Origin of the sequence: Pedobacter albus (genome assembly GCF_036324255.1) — a bacterium.
Classification (GTDB): domain Bacteria; phylum Bacteroidota; class Bacteroidia; order Sphingobacteriales; family Sphingobacteriaceae; genus Pedobacter; species Pedobacter albus.
This window is the reverse complement of record NZ_JAZDQT010000001.1, coordinates 2,292,235-2,316,032: the sequence shown is the minus strand read 5'-3', so window position 1 is coordinate 2,316,032 and position 23,798 is coordinate 2,292,235. Positions and strand designations below refer to the sequence as shown.

Genomic DNA, 23,798 nt, shown 5'->3' with positions numbered 1-23,798 from the left:
CAAATTACTCAAATTGCGCATAGCCGCAACAACTCTTAACATTATTTAACTTTTCGTTATAGTTAAATAAGTGGCACATGTTTTGTGCCGGGCAAAGCATTGGCGTTTCTTATTAAACTAAAATCAAAAGAACTAAATGAAACAGAAATTAGTATTAGCAGGAATGATGCTCTTCATGGTAGCCGGCTTCAGTGCCTGCAAGAAACAGAACAAGGCCACGGAGCCCCTTCGCACCAAGATGCTGGGCAAATGGCAGGTGAACAAGATCGATGTAACGACTTACAACACATCGGGTACTCCAACTACAGTAACCACTAGCTACACCGCAAGCGATTACATGGATTTTAAAGATACCGAAAGCGATGATGTGGAATTGAGCTTGGGAACAAACAACAGGATGCTAGGTTTTTACAAAGTGAGGATCAACGATTCGTTTTTTCTCGACTTTTCGCAAAAAGACCTCGAATGTACCACCACGTTAATTGGCGATAAGGAATTCCGTTTTACCGGAACCGTAGTGGGATCTAGCCCCAAAGTAACCGAAACTTATTACCTGAGCCGTTAATCATTAAGAAATTTTAATAGCAAAGCCTTAGCTGCATAAACAGCTAGGGCTTTTTTGTTGGAAAAGCGGCCATCGGTTTTGTTTGTGGCGCTGGGCATAGTCGGCGGGATGCCAACAATATTAATTCTTCTCATCACGCTTCAAAAACAGGCTTTATTTCCGTAGTTTTGCAAACTATTTAAGCAAGAGCATTTTAATGGACTACCAATTTAAAGAGATAGAGCAAAAGTGGCAACAATATTGGGCCACCAATCAGACTTTTAAAGCCGACAGCAATTCGGATAAACCAAAGTATTATGTACTCGACATGTTCCCTTACCCATCGGGCGCGGGGTTGCATGTGGGCCATCCACTGGGCTACATCGCCTCAGATATTTTTGCGAGGTACAAAAGATTGAAAGGCTTTAACGTGTTGCACCCTATGGGTTACGACTCTTTTGGTTTGCCTGCCGAACAATATGCTATTCAAACTGGTCAGCACCCAGCCATTACCACCGAAACCAATATCGCTACCTACCGCAGGCAGTTAGATCAAATCGGTTTTTCTTTCGATTGGAGCCGTGAAGTGCGCACCAGCGATCCGGGTTATTACAAATGGACCCAATGGATTTTTATGCAGTTGTTCAATTCTTGGTATAACTTGGAAACCGACCGTGCAGAAGATATCACCACCTTGGTCGAAAAATTCAATGCTTCGGGCAGTGCCGAGGTAAAAGCTGTTTGCGACGAAGACACGCGCAGTTTCCTGCCAAGCGATTGGGCCAACTTCAGCGACGAAGAAAAACAGGAAGAACTGTTGAAATACCGCTTAACCTACCTTAAAGAGAGCACGGTAAACTGGTGCCCAGCCTTGGGAACCGTATTGGCGAACGACGAAGTGAAAGATGGTTTCTCGGAGCGTGGGGGTTTTCCGGTAGAACAAAAGAAAATGATGCAATGGAGCATGCGTATCTCGGCCTATGCCGAACGCTTGTTGCAGGGATTAGATACGATTGACTGGCCAGAGCCGGTTAAGGAAATGCAACGCAACTGGATTGGCAAAAGCGTTGGCGCTAGCGTAAAATTCAAAATCGATACTGAAAACTCGCCACTGCCTACCGAAAACTATATCGAAGTTTTCACCACCCGCGTTGATACCATTTTCGGTGTTTCGTTTGTGGTGTTGGCGCCAGAGCACGAACTGGTACAGCAACTCACTACGCCGGCGCAACAACAAATTGTTGACGATTACATTGCGCAAACCAAGAAAAAATCGGAGCTAGACCGTATGGCCGACACCAAAACCGTTTCGGGCGCTTTTACGGGCAGCTATGTGCTGAACCCGGTTAACGGTGAAAAGGTGCAAATCTGGATTGCCGATTACGTACTGGCCGGTTATGGTACAGGTGCGGTAATGGGTGTGCCTAGTGGCGATCAGCGCGACTGGTTGTTTGCTACGCATTTCAATTTGCCGATCATCCAGATTTTGGATGCCCAGCAAGACGTCGAAACCCAGGCTGATGCCACCAAAGAAGGAAAATACATCAATTCAGGCTTTATCAATGGCCTCAACTATGCAGCAGCCGTTGCCTTTTTAAACAACTGGTTGGAAGAGCAAGGCGTGGGCAAGGCTAAAATCAACTATCGTATGCGCGACGCCATTTTTGGTCGCCAGCGCTATTGGGGCGAGCCCATCCCGGTTTATTTCAAAGACGGCTTGCCTTATTTGGTTAAGGAAGAAGAACTGCCGGTGGTATTGCCAGAAATTGACAAATATTTGCCAACCGAAAGTGGTGAGCCACCTTTGGGACGCGCCGCCGACTGGAAATACAATGGCGAGTACGAATACGAATTGAGCACCATGCCGGGCTGGGCAGGCAGCAGCTGGTACTGGTACCGTTACATGGATGCACAGAACGATTCTGAATTTGCCTCGAAAGAAGCGGTAGCTTATTGGAAAGATGTTGATTTGTACATCGGTGGTTCTGAACATGCTACCGGGCACTTGTTGTACAGCCGTTTTTGGAACAAGTTTTTGAAGGATTTGGGTTATGTAACCGAAGAAGAGCCTTTCAAAAAATTGATTAACCAAGGTATGATCCAAGGCCGAAGCAATTTTGTATACCGTGTGGTTGACGCCGAGGGCAGAGGTACAAATACTTTGGTTTCGTATGGCTTAAGAAAAGATTATAAAACCATCGCTTTGCACGTAGACGTAAACATTGTAGAGAACGACATCCTAAACATCGAGAAATTCAAAGCCTTTAGGCCTGAATTCGAAAATGCCGAGTTTATCTTGGAAGGTGGCAAATACATCTGTGGAGTGGAAGTAGAAAAAATGTCGAAATCAAAATTCAACGTGGTTAACCCCGATGTGTTGATTGAGCATTATGGTGCCGATACTTTGCGGATGTATGAAATGTTTTTGGGTCCGTTAGAGCAAAGCAAGCCTTGGAACACCAACGGTATCGAAGGGGTGTTCAAGTTCTTGCGTAAATTCTGGCGCCTGTTCCACAACGAAGAGTGGCAGTTCCATGTTAACGATTCGGTGCCTACCAAGGCCGAACTGAAAGCTTTGCACAAAATCATCAAAAAAGTGCAGGACGATATCGAGCGCTTCTCGTTCAATACTTCCGTGTCGAGCTTTATGATTGCCGTAAACGAACTAACCGACCTGAAGTGCAAAAACCGTCAGGTGTTGGAAGATTTGGTGGTGGTACTTTCGCCGTATGCGCCGCACATTTGCGAGGAGCTATGGTCGTTGTTGGGCAACGAGCATTTGTCGACAACACCTTACCCAACCTTTAATCCGGCTTACCTGGAGGAAAATGAATTTGCCTATCCGATTTCAATCAATGGCAAAATGAAAATGAATCTCAATTTGAGCCTTAGCCTCGACGAGAGCCAAGTTCACGAAGCGGTATTGGCCGATGAACAGGTGCAGAAACACCTGGAAGGCAAAACACCGAAGAAAATCATTTTCGTAAAAGGAAAGATTGTAAATATTGTAATATAGTCGCCAAACGCGTTACGCTAAGCGCTTAACATATAGCCACAGATTGACAGATTTACTGTTGGTTTGTGGCTTTTTTTGTTGGAAACGGGCTCAATTCAACAATAACAACAATTTGGCATGTCAACAATTCCCCTCCCCAGGAGGGGTGCCCAAAGGGCGGGGTGGTTATGATGAGGAGATTTGAATATCTGGTCTTTAGTCTTTAAGCTTTGGCCTTTAGTTGCCTTTAAAATATTTTTCTGCCTTACTGTGATTTTTCTGACCTTGTTGCGAATAATAGGGAAAACAGTTTTCAAGATCCATGCAACAAGCACCTGTAGCACAACAAGATTTTCTCCAGCTTATCGAGGCCAATAAGCGCATCATTTTTAAGGTATGCAATTCTTATTGCCGTAATGCCAGCGACAGGGAAGACTTGGCACAGGAAATCATCTTTCAGCTATGGAAATCGTGGGGCAGCTTTAACAATGCCTATCAGCTCTCTACCTGGATGTACCGCATTGCCCTGAATGTAGCCATTTCATTTTACCGTAGCGAAAAGAAATCGACCGGCACCCTGTTGCTAGGCGAGCAGGTGATAGAAATGGCCGACGAAAACCTGGACGCGGGTTTAGAAAGCAATTTGGGCTTGTTGCAACAATTTATTGGACAGCTAAAGCCCTTAGACAAGGCGCTGATGTTGCTGTACCTGGAAGAAAAGCCACACAAGGAAATCGCCGAAATCATAGGCATCAGTATCACCAACGTGGCTACGAAGATTGGCCGGATCAAGGAACAGCTCAAACAAAAATTTTCCAACTTAAAAGCTTAACATCATGCAAGAATTAGAAATTATAAATCTTTGGAAACAATACGACGAGAAATTGGAACAATCGCTTTCTCTCAATCGCAAAAATACAGTAGCTATTACCCAGCTTAAGGTAAAATCTGCTTTGGCTACCATGAAGCCGATAAAAATATTTGCCCTTTTAGCGGGCATAACTTGGGTAGGTTTTGTCGATACAATGATCATTCATCTGTTTCATGTAGCCAGTCCTTATTTCTTGGTGTCTGCTATCATTCAAACGTTGCTGAGTAAGTTCGCTATTGGCACTTACATCTATCAGCTGATCCTCATTAGCGAAGTAGACAGTAGCGGATCGGTATTGGCTACCCAGGAAAAATTGGCGAGCCTGAGGGCTTCTACGCTTAACGTAGCCCGTTGGTTATGGTTGCAGCTTCCAATCTGGACCACTTTTTATTGGAGCAACGAAATGTTCCAAAGCGGAAATGCTTGGCTGTGGGCTATACAGTGCATTGTCACTATTGCATTTGTTGTTTTGGCAATTTGGTTATTTATCAATATCAAAGAGGAAAACAAACATAAAAAATGGTTCCGATTGCTGTTCAATGGTTCCGAATGGACACCAATCCTCGAATCGGCAGCATTTTTAAAAGAAATCGAGCACTTCGAAAAAGCCTAGGCAAACAGTTCACCGCTTCAAAAGCTCCGTTCACCGATTTTTACCAACAAATGGTCAAAAATCGCTAGGCATTGCTGTAACAAAAGCTAATTTTGGCAGACTAAATACAAACAAACAATATAGCAATGAAAAAAATTCTACTTCTATGTATCGGTTTAATTTCAGTTTTAGGTGCCAAGGCCCAATTCCCAGGTTTGGGAGGTGGCAGTGCCGCACCCAAAATAACTGGGCGTATAACCGCAACCGTCATAGATTCGTTAACCAAGCAACCTATTGATTATGCAACGGTTTCGCTAACCAAAGTGAAAGATGGCAAAGCCGTAAACGGTGGCGTAACCGACGAGAAAGGGAAAGTGACCCTTCAAAACGTAGCGCCCGATGAGTATAAGCTGTCGGTAGGTTTTATCGGTTACTATTCAAAAACAATCATCGTTAAAACTACGCCTGGCAAGCCGGATAACAGCTTGGGCAATATCCTATTGAAACCTAGTCCGAATACGTTGAAAGAAGTAACCGTAGAGGGCAAGAAAAATGTGATCGAGAACAAAATCGACAGGATGGTGTATAACGCAGAGGCCGATGCGACCAATGCGGGCGGCGATGCAACCGACGTAATGCGCAAAGTGCCGATGCTTTCGGTTGATATCAACGGCAACGTGCAGCTGCGCGGCAGTTCGGTAAGGGTTTTGATCAATGGCAAACCATCGGGTACTATGGCCAACAGCGTGGCCGATGCCTTGAAGATGTTGCCGGCCGATCAGATCAAAAGCGTAGAGGTGATTACCAACCCATCGGCTAAATACGATGCCGAAGGTTCAGGTGGTATCATCAACATCATTACCAAAAAAAGCAATGCAGAAGGCGTAAGTGGTAGCGTAAATGCAACCGCTGGAACCAGGCAAAATGCTGGTGCCTTTAATTTGACGGCCAAAAGCAGCCGCTTAAGCGTGAATACGGCTTTAGGTACCCAGTTGGCTTATCCGCAAGAATCAAGGGTGGTGTTTTTTAACCAAACTACAGCAAATAATGCCACCACCGCTGTTCTTCAAGATGGAACTTCTGACTGGACCAGACAAGCATTCAATGGCAGCTTGGGTTTAGATTATGACTTTAATGCCTACAACAACATCAGTACCAATGCCAAGTACACTCGTTTTTATAACGGTGGCCCCGGAAAATCGGCTATTTTTGCTAACGATGTTGCAACTGGAAACATTGTAAGCAGTACCGATATGAGCAATGGCAACCTGGATTGGAACGTAGATTATAGAGTTACTTCTAAAAAACCAGGCGAAGAGCTTACGGTATCTGGCCAGTTAACCACAGGCAGAAACACCAACGAATTTGTAAACGATTACAGAACTGCAGCTGGTGTGCCGATCAGTTATGTGGGCAGTAACAACATTGGTAAAAACCAAGAGTACACGGCCCAAACAGACTATGTTTACCCTTTTAGCAAAACCATAACTTTTGAAGCAGGAGCCAAGGGTATTTTTAGGAACATCCAAAGTCAGTATGGCGTGGGCGAAGATTTTGATTACACGCAAAACGTAGGAGCTGCCTACAGTACAATTGCTTTTAACCTGACCAAAAAAATACAGTTTAAAGGAGGTCTTAGGGCTGAATATACCTATGTTAATTCCAATGTAGGTAAAGACGACTACTTGAATTTATTTCCAAGCGCCATTTTATCGCAGACCATTAACGGCAAAACCACGTTGAAATTGGCCTATAACCGTAGGGTACAGCGTCCAAGCTTAGCTTACTTGAATCCATTTTTGAATAAAAGCAACCTGAGTTTCGATTTTCAGGGAAATCCGAATTTGGATCCTGAGCTAAGCGATAACATTGAATTTGGTTATTCGACTTTTATTAAAGGTTCGATCATCAATGCCTCTGTGTTTTATCGCAATACCAAAAACATCATCGAAGCCCTTAATAAAAATGTAGACGGCAGGATTTTATCAACCTTCGAGAATGTGGGTACCACACAAAGCTATGGCTTTAACTTGTTTGGCTCTTACAACCCTACGCCTAAGTGGACATTGATGAGTAACATCGCTTTAAACACTTACGAGGTTAAAAGCAGGGCAGATATCAAAGGAATGAACGAAGGAACATTCTTAAACTATAACTTCTTCTTCCGTTCGGCAAACGCCTTTAAGGGAGGTTGGAATCTGGAGCTTTTTGGCGTGGTTAACTCACCTCGTTATACTTACCAAAGCAAAACCGATCCGATGTTTTTCTATGGTGGAGCAGTTAAAAAAGATATCCTGAAGAAACAAGGAACCATTGGTTTGAACGTTTTGAATCCGTTTAACCGCGATTTGCACATCAAAACCATTACCCAAGGCGATGGCAACCTCCAACGCCAAAATATCTACTATCCGTTGCGTTCTTTTGGCTTGAACTTTAGCTATAAATTTGGTAAACTGAAATTCACCGAGAAGAAAAAAATCAAAAACGACGACGTGAAACAAGACCAGCAACAAGGTGGCATGGGCGGTGGCGGCCAAATGGGTGGCAACCAATAACAAGCAACAAAAACACAAATAAACCCAAAGACCTCTGGATAAAATCGGAGGTCTTTTTTTGTTAGTGGTGATTTGGATTTAGGCTTGGCCATTGAAATTTTGTTGCAGCCAAGCCAGTCAAAAAATAGTTGAAGTTATTTTTAATCCGATTCGTTTGGAATCAAATTTTCTTCTATCTTTGAAAAACTGCCCTGCTAGAAATGATAAACAAGCAGGGGTACAAAAGAGATTCAAAACAACCAAATATAATTTCTAGCCTCTGGTGCAATTGCATTAGAGGCTTTTTTGTTTTGAGTTAACAGCTATCGGTTCTCAGTTCGAAGTTAACAATTGAGCAATTTAACAATCCGACCATCTAGCCATTTAACAATGGACTAATGAACAAGTGAACCAATAAGCTAATGAGCCAATGAACTAATGAACCAATGAACAAGTGAACCAATAAACTACTTCTTCTTCACCCGTTTTAAAATCATCAAACTTAAGGCATTGGTAGGGTAGCCGCTGATGTTGTTTTGAAGCATCACTACCGACTGGTCGTACAGTAAAGGAACCACCGAAGAATACTGCATTACCATGTTGTCCATTTTGTAGTAGAGCTCGTAGCGTTTTTTTGGGTCGCTTTCGTAATAGCTCTGTTCAAACAGCCTGTCGAATTCGTCGTTGAAATAACCTGTATAATTGGGGCCAAAAGGAACACGGTTTTTCGAGTAGAAAACCGAAAGATAGTTTTCGGCATCGGGGTAGTCGGCTATCCACGAACCCCTAAAAAAATTGACCTCGTTTTTGGCCATCATGTCGCGCAAGCTCGCATTGGGGCTCACGTCTACCTTTACTTTAATGCCAATGGTGTTCAGTTCGCCCTGTACAAACTCGATCAGGTCTTTATAGGTGGTCGAAGTGCTGAGCGTAACTTCGGGCATTCCTTTCCCGTTCGGAAAACCTGCTTCGGCCAGCAATTTTGCCGATAGGGCCGGATTGTAATCATAGCCTTTTACGCGGGTACTGTCGAAACCAGGCATGCCTTTGGGCACAAAGCCTGCTGTTGCTGGCGTACCGATGCTGTTTCTCAGGTATTTGATCAGTTTCGGGCGGTCGATGGCATAATTAATGGCCTGGCGTACTTTTTGGATTCGCAAAGGCGAGTTCTTTACAATCGCTTTGGAGGTGTCAACCAAAATGCCGATGTATTCGGTACAGAGGTAGGGGCCTTTAATCAGCTGGAATTTGCCCTTGTATTTGCTGGTCATGCGCCCGCTCTTGGTCAGGATGTCGTCGCGGTAGCTGCCATCTACACTGTTAAAAAAATCGAGGTCTTTTTTGATGAAATTCATAAAAGCGCTCTGTTTGTCGGTAATGAAAGTCACTTTTACGGCATCGAGGTAAGGCAGTTGCTGTGTGCCGTCTTTTTCCCAATAGTTTTCGTTCTTCACCAGTACCAAAATCTCGTCTTCTTTCCAGTACTTGAATTTGAAAGGGCCGGTGCCTACTGGATGGCTCCTGAAATCCTTGCCATAATGTTCAACCACTTCTTGGGGCACTACCGAGCAGTATTGGGCGGTTAAAAGGTTCATGAAAGCCGGAAAAGGCTTGAGTAAGGTAATTTGGAAGGTGGTGTCGTTCACGGCCTTGAAACTGGTCGAATCCTTTACTTTGTCGCTAAAAATCCAGCCTCCCGACGAAGCCACCTTGGGGTCGATGAGCCTGTTAAAGCTGTACACAAAATCTTCGGCCACTACCTTTCGGCCCTTCCCGTTTTTAAACAGGGCATCATCTTGAAAAAAAACATCGTTACGGAGGTTGAAAGTGTAAACCAGTCCGTCGCGAGAAGTAGTCCAGCTTTTAGCGATGCACGGAACGGTGTTCAGTTGCCGGTCTACCTGTACCAAGCCGTTAAAAATCTGGTTGATCATCCAGATGGCATTCTGGTTGCGGGCAAAAGCCGGGTCGAGCGAGGTTACATTTTGGTCGAGGTTGATGTTGAATACCTTTTTGTCGTCGTTTTCGGGCTTGCCTTTGCAGGAAACCAACAAAAGCAGGAAGAAAATCCAAAATATATCGCTTATAATTCTACGCATCGGTTGAGGAATACTATTTTTGTACAAATTAATAAATAAATTCAGATGTCTTTTTTAAATGAGTTGATAAATAGTGAAAATGACCCCGTTCTGCGCGAAGAGCTGCAAGAGCGTGTGGATATAGTAGCCCATAAAATCAAGTTTATTGAACAGGTACCTGTAGTTTGTTTAGACTTGAGCAATAGCCCAAGCCTTTTGCTGGCCGAAGAAATCAAGGCCGCTGGAGGCATGCTCGAAACCGATGTGCTGGGTGCGGTTTATATCATTTATTACCAGCCCAACAAAACATTGACAGACCTGATGCGCGAAGTGCCGGCCCTGTTGGATAGGGAATGGCAGGCCGTAAAAAACGGACGTGTTATTTTGCTGAACGATGATGCCGAAAGGCAGCGTACGCCCGAAAATGCCATCACTTTAATAGAAGACATGGCCGAAATGACCCATCCCGGGCATTTTATCTTTGGCCACGAAGGCTCGCGCTGGATCAGGTTTTCGGTTTAGCAGAGAGTTGAAAGGTTGTAAGGTTGGAAAGTTGTAAGGAATTGTAGCAGTTGGCAATGAACAGTTATTAGTTAACGGTTGCCAGTTTTCAGTTCACAATTGAACAATCCCAACAATTGAACAATTCCTCTCCCTCGGAGGGGTGCCCAAAGGGCGGGGTGGCTAAACAATTGAATAATTACAGCAATTTAGCAATCCAACAATAAAGCAATTGAACAATAACCCCTAAAATTTAACAAACTTATCCATTTGCTCGTTGGTAAACTTGAGCGTATCGGCTTGGTAAAGATTTCCGGCTTCGTCTAGCTCGTTTTTGATACTCGAAATATGCAGGCGCAAAGGCATTACGTTAAGATGCAGGTAGGCGCAAACCCCGTTAAAATGCTCTATGCCTCTAATATTGCCGTATTTGCCCGACGAAATGCCCACCAGGCAGGCTTTCTTGTCGTAAAAACTTTCTGGAAAAGCACAGGCATCGATAAAGGTTTTGAGTACGCCCGGGAAGCTGCCGTTATACTCGGGTATGATGAACAGAAATTTGGAAGTAGCCGTTACCAGTTGCTGTATTTCTTCAAAAGCTGCACTTCTTTTGCCATAAAGGTCCGAACTGATCAGGTCGGCAGGCAGGTGCTGCAGGTTCAGCAACTCGGTTTGCAATCCCTTTTTAGCCAGCTCTTTCTGATAATATTGAGCTACTTTTAAGGTGTTGCTTGCAGGTCTGTTGGTACCGGATACGATGGTAATCATGCTAAAATTGTGGATAAGATGTTCAAAACACTTATGGCTAGGCTACTAATATTCTGATTTAGTTTGTATCTTAGCTAATTGTTAAAAAGTGCCTAAATCGATACAAAAATAGCATTTTTTAAAGATTTTTAATTGTGAAATAAAGCCATGTCCAATTTTGGCGATTTTTAGAAAGATAGATGAGTAAAATTATTGCTTTAGCAAACCAAAAAGGAGGCGTAGGTAAAACTACCTCGTCTATTAATTTAGCTGCCAGCTTAGCGGTTTTGGAATTCAAAACGCTATTGGTTGATGCCGATCCGCAGGCCAACTCTACATCGGGTATAGGTTTTGATCCACGAAACATCAAAAACAGTATCTACGAGTGCATCATCAACGATGTAGAACCTCAAGATGCCATCCTTAAAACAGATACCCCTAACCTCGACTTGTTGCCGGCCCACATCGACTTGGTAGGTGCGGAGATAGAGATGATCAACCTGAGCAGCCGCGAGTACAAAATGAAAGCTGTGCTCGACAAGGTGAAAGACCAATACGATTTTATCATCATCGACTGTTCGCCGTCTTTGGGCTTGATTACCATCAACTCTTTAACCGCTGCCGATTCGGTTATCGTTCCGGTACAGTGCGAATATTTTGCATTGGAGGGATTGGGCAAATTGCTGAACACAATTAAAATCGTTCAAAACCGTTTAAATCCTGCATTGGAGATCGAAGGTATTCTGCTAACCATGTACGATGTGCGTTTGCGCCTGTCTAACCAAGTGGTGGAAGAAGTGAAAACCCACTTCCAAGACCTGGTTTTCGATACCATTATCCAGCGCAATACGCGCTTAAGCGAGGCACCAAGCTATGGCGTATCGGTAATTATGCACGATGCCAACTGTAAAGGGGCGATTAACTATTTGAACTTGGCCAGGGAAATTGTTCGCAAAAACGGTTTGTTAACCGACGAAGAACAAAATGTAGATACGGCAACCATATAAATTATATAGATGACATCTTTTCAGCGAAAAACAGGTTTAGGAAAAGGATTAAGTGCGCTCTTAGATGATAATGATTCGGTAAACCAGCCCAAAGCGGTAGCCGAAGCGCCGGCGCCAACCTTATTGGCCGGTAACATTAGCGAAGTTAATATCAACGACATAGAAACCAACCCTTATCAGCCGCGTACGGAGTTTGATCAGGTGGCCTTGAACGAACTTTCAGAATCGATCAAGGTACAAGGACTGATCCAACCCATCACCGTAAGAAAACATGGCGATAAGTACCAGCTTATTTCTGGAGAACGCAGGCTAAGGGCTTCGAAACTGGCCGGATTGGCACAAATTCCTGCCTACATCCGCGATGCCGATAACCAACAGATGTTGGAAATGGCTTTGATCGAAAATATCCAGCGCGAAAACCTGAATGCCATCGAGGTCGCACTCAGCTTTCAGATGATGATTGACGAATGCAGCCTTAAGCCCGAGCAGTTGGGCGACCGTGTAGGCAAAAACCGCACTACGGTAAGCAATTACCTGCGTTTGCTCAAATTGCCTCCGGTAATACAGGCTTCCATCCGCGATGGTAAAATCTCCATGGGCCACGCCCGTGCACTCATCAACGTAGAAGAGGCCGAAAAGCAGTTGTTTATCCATCAGGAAATCCTCGATAAAGGCCTTTCGGTACGTAAGGTGGAAGAATTGGTGCGCAGCATCAACCATGTGCAAGTTAAGCCGAATAAGGTTAAGCCAAGTGGGGTTTCTTTCGAATACCAAAAGCTGCAAACCGATTTGGCTTCTAAATTTGCAACCAAGGTGAAGCTTAAAGTGAACGAAAATGGCAAAGGTGCCATCGAAATTCCTTTCGTATCGAACGATGACCTGAACCGTATTTTGGAACTTTTAGATTGGTAATGCGGCGCATTTTGCTTTTGATGGTTCTGTTTTTTGCTTTTGTGGCTGCAAAGGCACAAGACCCTATAACCAAAAAACCGAAAGATACGCTCAAAAGCAGAACCGATACCATAAACACGGAGCCCAAATACATCAACCAAGGTAGAATTGCTGGCAAAAAGGCTTTCCACCGCTCGCTTATTTTTCCAGGATTGGGCCAGATGTACAATTATGGCCTGGTGGTTGACGATGTAAGGAGCGGCAGGGTAGAAGGAACCAAATTTTGGCAAAAAACCTATATCCTGGCCAAACTGGGCGCTATTTATGGTGGAGGTACGATGCTGGTTATTTCTTATATGGACAATAACAAGATGTACCGCAAGTTTCTGACCGAACTGCAGTACAGGCAGCTGCATAACAACAAGCCCGATCCGAACGGTGGCTTAAGCCAATACCCCAATACCGATGCGTTGACCATTGCCAAGAACATTTACAAGCGTAACCGCGAAATCGTACTCATTTCATTAGTGGGCCTATACGGATTGAGCGCCGTTGATGCCTATGTAACAGCCCGCCTCAAATACTTCAACGTAGACGAAAGCCTGTCGTTTAAAATAGCACCTTCCTTTATCAGCCCCAATACCATGTATGGGTTCAATTCGCCTGCTCCGGCATTAAAGCTGATTATTAAGCTATGAAAAACAAAGAGCTGTGGCGTGATGCTTTAAAGTGCAAAACAGTTTCGTTACCTTTAGCCCGTTGGGCATACAACCAGCCGATCGATAAAATAAAATTAGTATAGATGAAAATTGCATTATTGGGTTATGGCAAAATGGGCCAGATTATAGAGCGCTTTGCCATAGAAAGAGGACACGAAGTTGTGCTCAAAATAAGCATCGATAACTTAGAAGACCTGAACAAAGACAATTTGGCCAAAGCCGATGTGGCCATAGATTTTAGTGCGCCAAGTGCTGCGGTCGACAATATCTACAAATGTTTTGAGGCCCATGTGCCTGTAGTAGTGGGTACCACCGGCTGGTATGGCAACCTGCAACAGATCAAAAACGATTGCGCAACTAGCGACAATACCCTATTGTACGGCTCTAATTTTAGCATTGGCGTTAATATTTTCTTTCACCTCAACAAGGTGTTGGCCAAGCTGATGAATAACTATCCAGCTTACGATGTGCAGGTAGAAGAAATACACCATACCCAAAAACTCGATTCGCCGAGCGGTACGGCCATGACCATTGCCGAAGACATTATCGAAGCCATAGACCGCAAATCTGAATGGCTTAACGAGGTAATCGGTACGCCGATTCCCGATGTGGTAAAAAACGAGCAGCTGCTTATCGAATCGCACCGCATCGAAAATATTCCGGGTACGCATACCGTGGTTTACAGCTCGGAGGTTGATGATATCGAAATCAAACATACCGCGCACAGCAGGGCAGGTTTTGCCTTGGGTGCCGTAATCGCGGCGGAGTGGCTGCAAGACAAGAAAGGCTTTTACAGCATTGCCGATATTTTTAATTTTAAATAAGAATACATCAAAATGGAATCACAGGAGTATCTGTTGACATTACTTTTTTTATCGCCAATAATTATCCTTCAACTAATCGGACTTTGGAAACTATTTCAAAAAGCCGGGAGGCCAGGTTGGGAGGCTATAATTCCGATTTATAGCTTTTATGTAATGCTGAAAATTACTGGTCGTCCATTATGGTGGATATTACTTTATTTTGTGCCAGTAATCAATTTTTTTGTAGTTATTGGTGTAACTATAGATTTTGTAAAGTGCTTTGGGAAATTTAAGTTTTCTCAGCATGCAGCTGCTGTTATTCTCTCGTTCATTGTATTTCCGAAATGGGGTTTTGATAAAAATGTAACTTATCTTGGTGAGTCTGCAAGTCAAGAATTTAAAGAAAAGCATAAAGTAGTAAAAAGCAAAGCCCGCGAGTGGACCGATGCCATCATTTTTGCGGTTGTAGCGGCCACCATCATCAGGGTATTCTTTATCGAAGCCTATACCATCCCTTCGGGTTCGATGGAGCGTTCCTTGCTGGTAGGCGATTTCCTTTTCGTAAGCAAGGTCAACTATGGTGCCCGCATCCCGATGACCCCGATTGCTTTCCCTTTTGCGCATCATACCATGCCTCTAACCGGCACCAAAGCCTATTGGGACGGCGTGCAGTGGAAATACAGGAGGTTGCCGGGCTTTCAGGATATCAAACGCAATGATGTGGTGGTGTTTAACTTCCCCGAAGGCGATACCGTAGCGCTCGAAAATCAGAATGCCAGTTATTACGACTTGGTACGCAACTCTAGCTGGAAGGAAGTCAACAGCCAATATACGGTTACCAGCAGGCCGGTCGACAAGCGCGAAAACTACATCAAACGTTGCATCGCTATTTCAGGCGATGTAGTGAGCATGAAAAATGGTATCGCCAATGTAAACGGCAAAGACGAACCCCTAAAAAATACAGGCATGATGCCTTATTTGGTGAAGTTTAAGTCGCCAGAAGTAAATTTTCAGGTATTGGAGAAATTGGGCTTCGTAACCAGCGAAATTGCGCCAACTTCTGCACCGAATACCGTTGGTGTTAATGCCTCGGCAGTTATGATTGATGAGCTGAGGAAACTCGACTTTGTAGAATCGGCAGTAATGGATCCGGCTTTGCCAACAGATACCGAAATGGGAGGCATATTTCCGCACGATCCGAACCGGAACTGGAACAGGGATAACTTTGGCCCGATTAAAGTTCCGGCCAAAGGATGGACCGTTCAGCTCGACAGCAATACCATGCCTTTGTACTATAGGGCCATTCGTACCTACGAAGGCAATACGGTAGAAAAATCGGGCAACGACTGGCTAATCAACGGTAAAAAAGCAACTTCTTATACTTTTAAAATGAACTATTACTGGATGATGGGCGATAACCGCCATAATTCGGCCGACTCGCGTTATTGGGGTTTTGTTCCGGAAGACCATGTAGTAGGCAAGGCCCTGTTCATTTGGATGAGCTTTGACAGTTCGGGTTCATGGTTCGGCAAAATACGTTGGAGCCGCATTTTTAAAGGCATCAACTAATTGGTTATTTAAAGTTTACAAAGCATCGCCTAGGCGATGCTTTTTTTGTAGCAGGGCATCGATGTAACAAAATAAAAATGTCTAGCGCTAAAATCTTTAAAAAAGTTTTAATTTAACCCTGTTTTTGAATAAGACAATATAGAACGATATGAATTGGAAATTTTGGAAAAAAAATAATACTGGCGAGCCTAAGAAGAAAAAAAGCAAGGCCCGCGAGTGGACCGATGCCATCATCTTTGCGGTAGTGGCGGCCACCATCATCAGGGTGTTCTTTATCGAGGCCTACACCATTCCTTCGGGTTCGATGGAGCGCTCCTTGCTGGTTGGCGATTTCCTTTTCGTGAGCAAGGTCAACTATGGCGCCCGCATTCCGATGACCCCGATTGCTTTCCCTTTTGCGCATCATACCATGCCCCTAACCGGCACCAAAGCTTATTGGGATGGCGTGCAATGGAAATACAGGAGATTGCCAGGTTTCCAAAACATCAAACGCAATGATATTGTGGTGTTCAACCTTCCGGTTGGAGATACCGTGGCCCTCCAAAACCAAGACGTCAGCTATTATACTTTGGTCAGGCAGTTGGGCTGGCAAGCCGTTAACAACCAATATACCATCATCACCAGACCGGTAGACAAGCGCGAGAACATCATTAAGCGTTGCATTGGCATCGCCGGCGATACCATTAGCATGAGCAACGGTTTAGCCATGGTAAACGGCAAGGCCGAACCTTTGGCCAATGCCGGAAAAATGCCATATCGAATTGAATTTAGCATTGCAGAGGTAAACGTAAAGGTATTGACCGATTTGGGCCTCGAAGGGTCGACGATTGGCCCGAATAGCTATGGCGCTTTTGCAACGGCCGACATGATAGCAAAGGTAAAGCAACTCGATTTTGTAAAATCGGTAGCACTTGATGTAGCTGCACCGGGTGTTGATGATGGTAATCTGTTTACCTTCGATCCGAACCGGAAGTGGAATATTGACAATTTCGGGCCGGTTATCGTGCCTAAAAAAGGATGGACGGTAAAGTTAGACAGCAACACCATGCCGGTTTATTACCGTGCCATTAGGACCTACGAAGGCAATAAGCTGGAAAAGGTAGGTAATGTGTGGATGCTGAACGATAAACCAGCCACCGAATATACTTTTAAAATGAACTATTACTGGATGATGGGTGATAACCGCCATAATTCAGTCGATTCGCGTTTTTGGGGCTTTCTGCCCGAAGACCACGTAGTAGGCAAGGCCCTGTTCATTTGGATGAGCTTTGATAGCGAAGGCTCATGGTTCGGCAAAATACGTTGGAACAGACTGTTTAAAGGCATCCACTAGCAAAAGACTTTAATCGAATAGAAAGAAGCCATCTTGATCATCAAGATGGCTTCTTTTTTTTATTGTTAACTTTTTAAATCTTTATAATTTTTTTAAAAAGATTTGTTTTGTTCATTATTTATTTAGTAAGTTTAATGTTACATCCCCAATAAACATGACCGTAACAGCAAAAGGACAACAGCTTAGGGCTGATATTATTAAACAACTTTATTATAGAAAAGCACTTTCCCTGACCGAAATCAGCAAGCGTACCAAGAAGAGTCTGCCCCTGATTACGACTACTGTAAATATGTTAATCAAAGAGCAATATATCATAGAACAAGGTTTGGCGCCATCAACTGGTGGACGCCGGGCACAGACGTTTTTGCTCAATCCGAAGAAAGAAAAATATGTGGTTGCAGTGGCCATGGACCAGCTCACCACCCGAATGGTGATTTACAACCTGGCCCAAGAAATCGTAATGCCGGTTAAAAACCTCGACCTTGATATCCAAGACCAGGATGCAGTAGCTAAGCTTAGCCAGTTTATCAATCGGCAGATTGAGGTGGCAGGTTTGGCAAAGAACCAGATTTTAGGTGTAGGCATCGGCATGCCGGGCTTTGTCAATATTACAGAAGGCATCAATTATTCGTGCCTTAAACCCGCCGATGGTTCCAATTTGCGTCAGTACCTGGCTCAGGCTTTGGGCCTTCCGGTACACATCGACAACGATTCGAGTTTAATTGCGCTGGCCGAACTCAATTTTGGGGTGGCCCGCGACAAAAAGGACGTGCTGGTGGTTAACATTGGCTGGGGCACAGGCTTAGGCATGATTGTAAACGGAGGCCTTTACCGTGGCAGCAGCGGGTATGCGGGCGAGTTTAGCCATATCCCATTGTCAAAAACCTCCAACTTGTGTTCTTGTGGCAAAGTAGGCTGCCTGGAAGTAGACACCTCGCTTTTGGTGATGGTAGCCAATGCAGAGAAAGCTTTGGCCGAAGGTTCCGTATCCATCATGAGCGAACTGTTTAAAGACGAACAAAAACATAAGGCAGATCATTTTTTGGATGCGGTTGTGAAGCGCGACCCCTTGGCCATTGCCATTCTATCAGACGCCGCATTTCAGATTGGTAAAGGCTTGGCTACTTTGATCCACATCATGAACCCCGAAAGCATTGTGTTGAGTGGCAGGGGAGCCAAAGCCGGAAAAATGCTGCTGCCGGCCATAGAACAGGCCATCAACGAATTTTGTATACCTCGTATAGCCGAAAAAACAACGATTGTCTTGTCTAAACTTATAGAAGATGCCGAATTAATGGCTTCGGCAAGCTTAGTTATAGCACATAGCCTTTTTAATTAGAGAACCCGATTTTTTAACATTTGACCATCCCTTAATCACGACAACCATGCCAACCTAGAACACACGCTAACTAAATAAAAACTAAACCAGTAAAACTATGAAAAAAATCTATCTAATGTGTTTAGGCATACTCCTGTTGGGCTGCATAGCCACAGTTGCTTATGCGCAAAAAACCGTTACGGGAACGGTGAAAGATCCAAGCGGCGAAACCCTGCCAGCCGTGAGTATTCAGGTCAAGAATACGCAAAAAACAACCAGTACCAATGCCGATGGAAATTTCTCGATTTCGGTAGCAGAAAGCGATATTCTGGTGTTCAAGTACATTGGCTATAAGCCTAAGGAAGTAACCGTAGGCACGGCCAATAATTTAACAGTGACGCTAGAATCGGCCACAAGTAACCTCGACGAGGTCGTGGTGACGGCCCTTGGCGTAAAGCGCGAAAAGCGGGCGTTGGGTTATTCAACTCAAAGCGTGGCGGGAAAAGACCTCACCATTGCCCAGGCACCAACCATTGCCCAAGGTTTAATGGGCAAAGTAGCCGGTTTGCAGATTTCGCAATCGGCCGGCGGGGTTGAAGGCGGTTCGGCAAGGATTGTAGTAAGGGGCAATACCTCTTTAACCGGAGATAACCGTGCCTTGATTATTGTTGATGGTGTAGCCATTAACAACGATCCGCTGAACAATAACGGCAACAACAATGCCGCTAGAAGTATGGGCTTAACCCAAGATAAAAACCAGGATGTGAGCAGTTATAAAGACTGGGGCACAGGTATGAACTTTATCAACCAGGAGGATATAGAAGATGTAACAGTGTTAAAAGGGCCAGCCGCGGCTGCCTTATATGGTGCCAGGGGTGCAAACGGCGTAATCTTGATTACCCGCAAAAAAGGCGGCGCCAAAAAAGGACTGGGTGTCGATTATAGCTTCAGCACAAGAACTACCAATCCTTACCAGTACATGGATTTTCAAAATGAATACGGTGCCGGATTGCGCAGCTCTATGTGGACTGCTAACGAGAGCAAAAGGTTCAAAACCAATGGCGCAGGCCAGAGAATCCAAACCGGTTTATGGTCGGCAGCGAGCGGAACCGACTATGTAGGTGGCGCATTCAACAGCCTGCCTTATGATAAAGCAATGGACGCCTGGCAATATTTTTCGTTCCCTAGTGCACTTTCATGGGGGCCAAAATTCGATGGTCAGCCGATATTGTGGTATGATGGCGTACAACGCCCATATAGCGCTGTTGAAGACGATTGGAAACAATTTTTCCCGAACGGATTTGTTCGCCAACACAACGTGGCCCTGTCTGGTGGCAGCGATTTAGGTTCCTTGCGTTTTTCTTACACACGCGATGAAAGCGATGCCAACGTATTGAACAGTAATTACAACAGCAATATCTTCAATTTAGGTTCATCAGTTAAGGTAAGCAATCGGTTAAGAGCCGAAGTTACCGGAAGCTATGTAAACTATACGCGTTTAAATACACCATCAATAGGTGGAGGCTATGGGGTAGGCTTAGCTTATGGAGCGCAGCGAGGATATGATCCGGCAGTAGAGAAATTGAATGATTTTAAGGGCGATGGTTCGCAAAACGATGTAAACAACAGGTCTAATTTTCCGACAGGTGCACCAGCTTATCCTTTTGACGGAGGTTATCTGACCAATTCTTTCTGGAACATCTATAAGAACAACAGTACTTTAAACAGAAACCAGTTTATCGGCGGAGCTAAAGTTATAGCCGATGTTACCGATTGGTTAACCTTTATTGGCCAAGGTGGTATCGACAATTCGAACGATGTGATACAGGTCAAAAACTATCCAACCAATGTTCAGGGCACAAAAGGCTCTTACCAAGAGGCGCAGGCCAAATTGCTGAGCCGCACCATTACAGGTTATTTAAAGTTGCACAAGGATAATTTCTTCCTTGATCAGTTCAATGCTGCTTTGACGCTGGGAGGCGAGTCGTATTACAGAAACGACTATACCACTTCCGGCCGAACAAAAGGCGATTTTATCAGGCCGTTTATTTTTGCCACCAACAACGGAAACCAACCCGAAGATTGGAATGACTACGCTCCTGAGCTTCGTTACCAAAAACAAATCAATTCTACTTTCGGTTTCTTAGACCTGTCGTACAAAAATTACCTGTTCCTTAACGTAATTGGACGTAATGACTGGTCGTCTACCCTGGCTTCTAACTACAACTCCTATTTTTATCCATCTGCCAGTTTAAGCTATGTGTTTACCGATGGCATTAAAAACATGCAGAAAACCTTGCCTTGGCTAAGCTTTGGTAAATTGGGCTTGTCGTTTGGCGAAACCGGAAGCGATACCGATCCTTATACCATTTACAACCTGCTCAATACCAGCCAATACAACGGACAGGCTTCGCAAACATTTCCGAGCGCTTTGAAATATGAAGGGGTTAAGCCGCAACGTTCGCGCAGTTATGAGTTGAATTTGAGCCTTGGGTTCTTAAAGAATAAGCTCAACCTGACCATGAGTGCTTATACCATGAAAACCTTTAACCAGATCTTGACCAGTGCATTGCCATTGTCGTCGGGTTATTCGTCTATTGTAATTAATAGTGGCTCTATCGGCAATAAAGGCTTTGAGTTTACCATCAACGCCACACCAATCGCAAATAAAGACTTTACCTGGAACATTGCTGTAAACGGCGCCACGTCTAGGTCGAAGGTATTGGCTTTGGTTGATGGCATTAACGAATTGCAGTTAGGCAATTTGTTTAGCGGTGCTGGTGTTTCGCAAAGGGTTAAGGTTGGAGACAACTACGGAACCATTTATGGAAAAGACTTTAAATACCTGAACGGCAAAAAGATCGTAAAAGATGCGGTTGACAATTTGGGTAATAAAATGACCTTTACCGATCCGGTTAGCGGCAAAACCTACACTGCTGGTACGCAATGGGTACTGACCGATTCTGAAGTGCCAATCGGCAATTCGCAACCTAAACTTACCGGAGGTATCAGCAATACCTTCAGCTATAAAGGCTTTTCGTTGTATACTTTGGTTGATGCCAAGATTGGTGGCGACAGCTTCTTTGGAACCTGGAGTGCAGCCATGGGTAATGGTTTGCTTAAAGAAACCACTAAAGAACGCGATGGCGGCGGTTTGCCTTTGGTTTATCCTGATGGCAGCGTGGGCAATAACGGTATTGTTTTCGACGGTGTTTATGCCGATGGCACACCTAATACCAATGTGGTAAACCCAGCCTGGTACTATTTGGGTACCTATGGCTCTTGGAACCACTTCGGTTTGCCACGCTCGGCTTCTGTTTTTGAAAATACCTGGGTTAAGCTTCGCGAGGTAAGCCTAACCTATACGGTGCCTGCCGATTGGGTAAGAAAAACCAAAGTATTGCAAAACCTTAGTGTTTCATTAATAGGCCGTGATTTGTTTTATATCTACACAACCGCACCAAAAGGCGCAAATCCTGAAGGTGTGGCCGGTATTGGTAATATGCAGGGTATAGAATACTCGTCGTTGCCAAGAGTAAGGTCGTTTGGTTTGTCTGTTAAAACATCATTTTAATCATAATAAGATATTCGCATGAAAGCAAGAAAAATATATGGCAAATGGGTTGTTTTAGCAATCCTTGCCTTAACGGGATGTACGAAGGATTTTACCGAAATGAATACGCCCTATAATGAGGGTAGCGTTAATTCGGCATCTATACCAGCCCTATTCAATAATGTGGCCAGTAGCATGATCAAAGACGAAGACCAAACCATGTATGTGGCTTTGTTTTGGCATGCCGCCAACCAGCAGGCTGTACAAAGTAAAACGGCCAATTATCTTAATTATATCAGCAACCCTTGGTCTAATTATTATACATCGCTGAAAAACTATCAGCAAATGATGACGCTGATTAATAAGAACCAAAATAGCGGAACATTTGCCAATGTAAAGAACATGGCTACCATCCTCATGGCCGCCAAAACATTGCATATGCTGGATTATTATGGCGATATGCCGTACTCAAAGGCGGGAATAGCCTCTACCGGCACAGAATTTTATCGTCCTAGCTACGACAAGGAAGCAGACATTTATAGAAGTGTATTGGCTGGCCTACAGGCTGCGGTAAACGGCCTTTCAACCGATGCCACGCAGACCAATATCGGATCTTCCGATTCTTTCCTAGGCAATGACATTACGTCTTATAAGAAATTCGGAAATGCCATATTGCTTCGTTATGCGGTGCGTTTGTACAACAAAGAACAGGCACTGGCAAGCAGTATCATTACCGATATCATGAGCAACAGTAAACCATTGCCCAACAACCAGACTCTAGCTGCGCTTGAAAAAGACAACTTTGGGTTTTGGCCAGCGGCGGTGAATGTTGAAGTAGATTATTACTATATATTCCGCGAAACTTCTGTTTCGGCCTTGCGTATGGGCAGCAACATGTGGAACCAGATGTCGTCAACAATGGCCAACGATGGTTCGGGCATATTCGATCCGCGTTGCAAAGTGTGGTTCATGACCAACAATGCCGATAAATGGGTGCCTGCTCCACAAAACCTGTCGGTTATCGATGGCGGAAACCCTTATCCTAACGATCCGGCAGCTTCGGTAGTTAAGAAAACTGTGGGTAGCGATCCTGGAAATATATTCTCGGCATTTAACATTTACTTGGCAAGCGATAACAAATACCGCCCTACATTGATTATTACAGAGGCCGACGTACATTTCCTAAAAGCCGAAATCTATCAGCGCGGTATGGGTGTAACCAAAAACATCGTTACTGCAAAAGCCGAGTATGAAGCAGGAATTAAAGCTTCGGTTGATTTTTGGTATTACTATACCCAAAAATCGCCAAGATGGGCAGGCCGCATTCCTACGCCGCCAACCGCTGTCGAAATGACAGCTATGCTCACCAATGCCAAAGTATTGTATAATGGTGCTAATGATAACGATGCCTTAACCAAAATTGCTACGCAAGCTTGGATTGCCACCACTTGGCAGCCAGCAGAAGCCTGGACAATTGTAAGGAGAACCGGCTTGGTTCCTAGAGATGCTACGGCAGCGCCTTCAAACACTGTACGTTTGCCTTATCCAGACGATGAGCAAACTAACAACAATGCCAATTGGACAGCGGTAACAGGCGGTGTCGATAAAACAGCCCAGTCTGCCAAAAAACTGTACTGGATGCCTTAAATAGAACAGCAAGGTAAGATGATCTGCATCAAAGCTGTTATGGGATGTAGATTAGCTTATATAGTTTATAAGTTGGTGATGAAAGGGAATGCCTAG

The 23,798-nt window shown here is 44.4% G+C and carries 17 protein-coding genes; 15 read left to right on the top strand and 2 right to left on the bottom strand.

Annotated elements, in window-relative coordinates; all coding sequences use genetic code 11:
- The first annotated feature begins 136 nt into the window (after positions 1-136).
- From VRU48_RS09500 to VRU48_RS09480, 5 genes are all read left to right on the top strand, one after another.
- Positions 137-565 (top strand): hypothetical protein, encoded by a 429-nt coding sequence (locus VRU48_RS09500; RefSeq protein WP_330107686.1) that lies wholly within the window; start codon positions 137-139, stop codon positions 563-565.
- A 196-nt stretch (positions 566-761) separates the two neighbouring features.
- Entirely contained in the window at positions 762-3,560 is a 2,799-nt protein-coding gene (gene leuS / locus VRU48_RS09495; protein ID WP_330107685.1) for a leucine--tRNA ligase, read from the top strand.
- A gap of 301 nt (positions 3,561-3,861) precedes the next feature.
- The gene (locus tag VRU48_RS09490) at positions 3,862-4,371 is read left to right on the top strand and encodes an RNA polymerase sigma factor (protein WP_330107684.1); all 510 of its coding nucleotides are present in this window, start codon (positions 3,862-3,864) and stop codon (positions 4,369-4,371) included.
- 4 nt (positions 4,372-4,375) lie between these two features.
- Positions 4,376-5,023 carry a hypothetical protein gene (locus VRU48_RS09485; RefSeq protein ID WP_330107683.1) on the top strand — a complete coding sequence of 216 codons (648 nt, stop codon included), beginning with the start codon at positions 4,376-4,378 and terminating at the stop codon, positions 5,021-5,023.
- Positions 5,024-5,148: 125 nt separating this feature from the next.
- Positions 5,149-7,557: a TonB-dependent receptor gene (locus VRU48_RS09480; protein WP_330107682.1), complete on the top strand. Its 2,409-nt coding sequence runs from the start codon at positions 5,149-5,151 to the stop codon at positions 7,555-7,557.
- 446 nt (positions 7,558-8,003) lie between these two features.
- Here VRU48_RS09480 and VRU48_RS09475 read toward each other — a convergent pair whose 3' ends face one another.
- A complete protein-coding gene (locus tag VRU48_RS09475; protein ID WP_330107681.1) occupies positions 8,004-9,635 on the bottom strand; it encodes an ABC transporter substrate-binding protein in 1,632 nt (543 codons plus the stop codon).
- 45 nt (positions 9,636-9,680) lie between these two features.
- Here VRU48_RS09475 and VRU48_RS09470 point away from each other — a divergent pair, with 45 nt between their 5' ends.
- Positions 9,681-10,136 carry a substrate-binding domain-containing protein gene (locus VRU48_RS09470; protein ID WP_330107680.1) on the top strand — a complete coding sequence of 152 codons (456 nt, stop codon included), beginning with the start codon at positions 9,681-9,683 and terminating at the stop codon, positions 10,134-10,136.
- A gap of 225 nt (positions 10,137-10,361) precedes the next feature.
- Here the strand turns inward: VRU48_RS09470 and VRU48_RS09465 are convergent, their stop codons facing one another.
- A complete protein-coding gene (locus VRU48_RS09465; protein ID WP_330107679.1) occupies positions 10,362-10,883 on the bottom strand; it encodes an NADPH-dependent FMN reductase in 522 nt (173 codons plus the stop codon).
- A 179-nt stretch (positions 10,884-11,062) separates the two neighbouring features.
- Between VRU48_RS09465 and VRU48_RS09460 the strand changes: the two genes are divergently transcribed.
- The 9 genes from VRU48_RS09460 to VRU48_RS09420 all read left to right on the top strand — a co-directional run bounded on the left by VRU48_RS09460 (position 11,063) and on the right by VRU48_RS09420 (position 23,702).
- The gene (locus VRU48_RS09460; protein WP_330107678.1) at positions 11,063-11,869 is read left to right on the top strand and encodes a ParA family protein; all 807 of its coding nucleotides are present in this window, start codon (positions 11,063-11,065) and stop codon (positions 11,867-11,869) included.
- 9 nt (positions 11,870-11,878) lie between these two features.
- A complete protein-coding gene (locus tag VRU48_RS09455; protein WP_330107677.1) occupies positions 11,879-12,781 on the top strand; it encodes a ParB/RepB/Spo0J family partition protein in 903 nt (300 codons plus the stop codon).
- 20 nt (positions 12,782-12,801) lie between these two features.
- Positions 12,802-13,458, top strand: coding sequence for a DUF5683 domain-containing protein (locus tag VRU48_RS09450; RefSeq protein WP_330107676.1), 657 nt, complete (start codon positions 12,802-12,804; stop codon positions 13,456-13,458).
- Positions 13,459-13,562: 104 nt separating this feature from the next.
- Positions 13,563-14,303: a 4-hydroxy-tetrahydrodipicolinate reductase gene (gene dapB, locus VRU48_RS09445; protein WP_330107675.1), complete on the top strand. Its 741-nt coding sequence runs from the start codon at positions 13,563-13,565 to the stop codon at positions 14,301-14,303.
- A gap of 12 nt (positions 14,304-14,315) precedes the next feature.
- Positions 14,316-15,851: a signal peptidase I gene (gene lepB / locus VRU48_RS09440; protein ID WP_330107674.1), complete on the top strand. Its 1,536-nt coding sequence runs from the start codon at positions 14,316-14,318 to the stop codon at positions 15,849-15,851.
- Positions 15,852-15,999: 148 nt separating this feature from the next.
- Complete coding sequence (gene lepB / locus VRU48_RS09435; RefSeq protein ID WP_330107673.1) at positions 16,000-17,184, top strand: signal peptidase I; 1,185 nt, start codon at positions 16,000-16,002, stop codon at positions 17,182-17,184.
- A 154-nt stretch (positions 17,185-17,338) separates the two neighbouring features.
- Entirely contained in the window at positions 17,339-18,523 is a 1,185-nt protein-coding gene (locus VRU48_RS09430; protein WP_330107672.1) for an ROK family protein, read from the top strand.
- 97 nt (positions 18,524-18,620) lie between these two features.
- Complete coding sequence (locus VRU48_RS09425; protein WP_330107671.1) at positions 18,621-22,076, top strand: SusC/RagA family TonB-linked outer membrane protein; 3,456 nt, start codon at positions 18,621-18,623, stop codon at positions 22,074-22,076.
- An 18-nt stretch (positions 22,077-22,094) separates the two neighbouring features.
- Positions 22,095-23,702 (top strand): SusD/RagB family nutrient-binding outer membrane lipoprotein, encoded by a 1,608-nt coding sequence (locus VRU48_RS09420; protein WP_330107670.1) that lies wholly within the window; start codon positions 22,095-22,097, stop codon positions 23,700-23,702.
- Positions 23,703-23,798 lie beyond the last annotated feature (96 nt).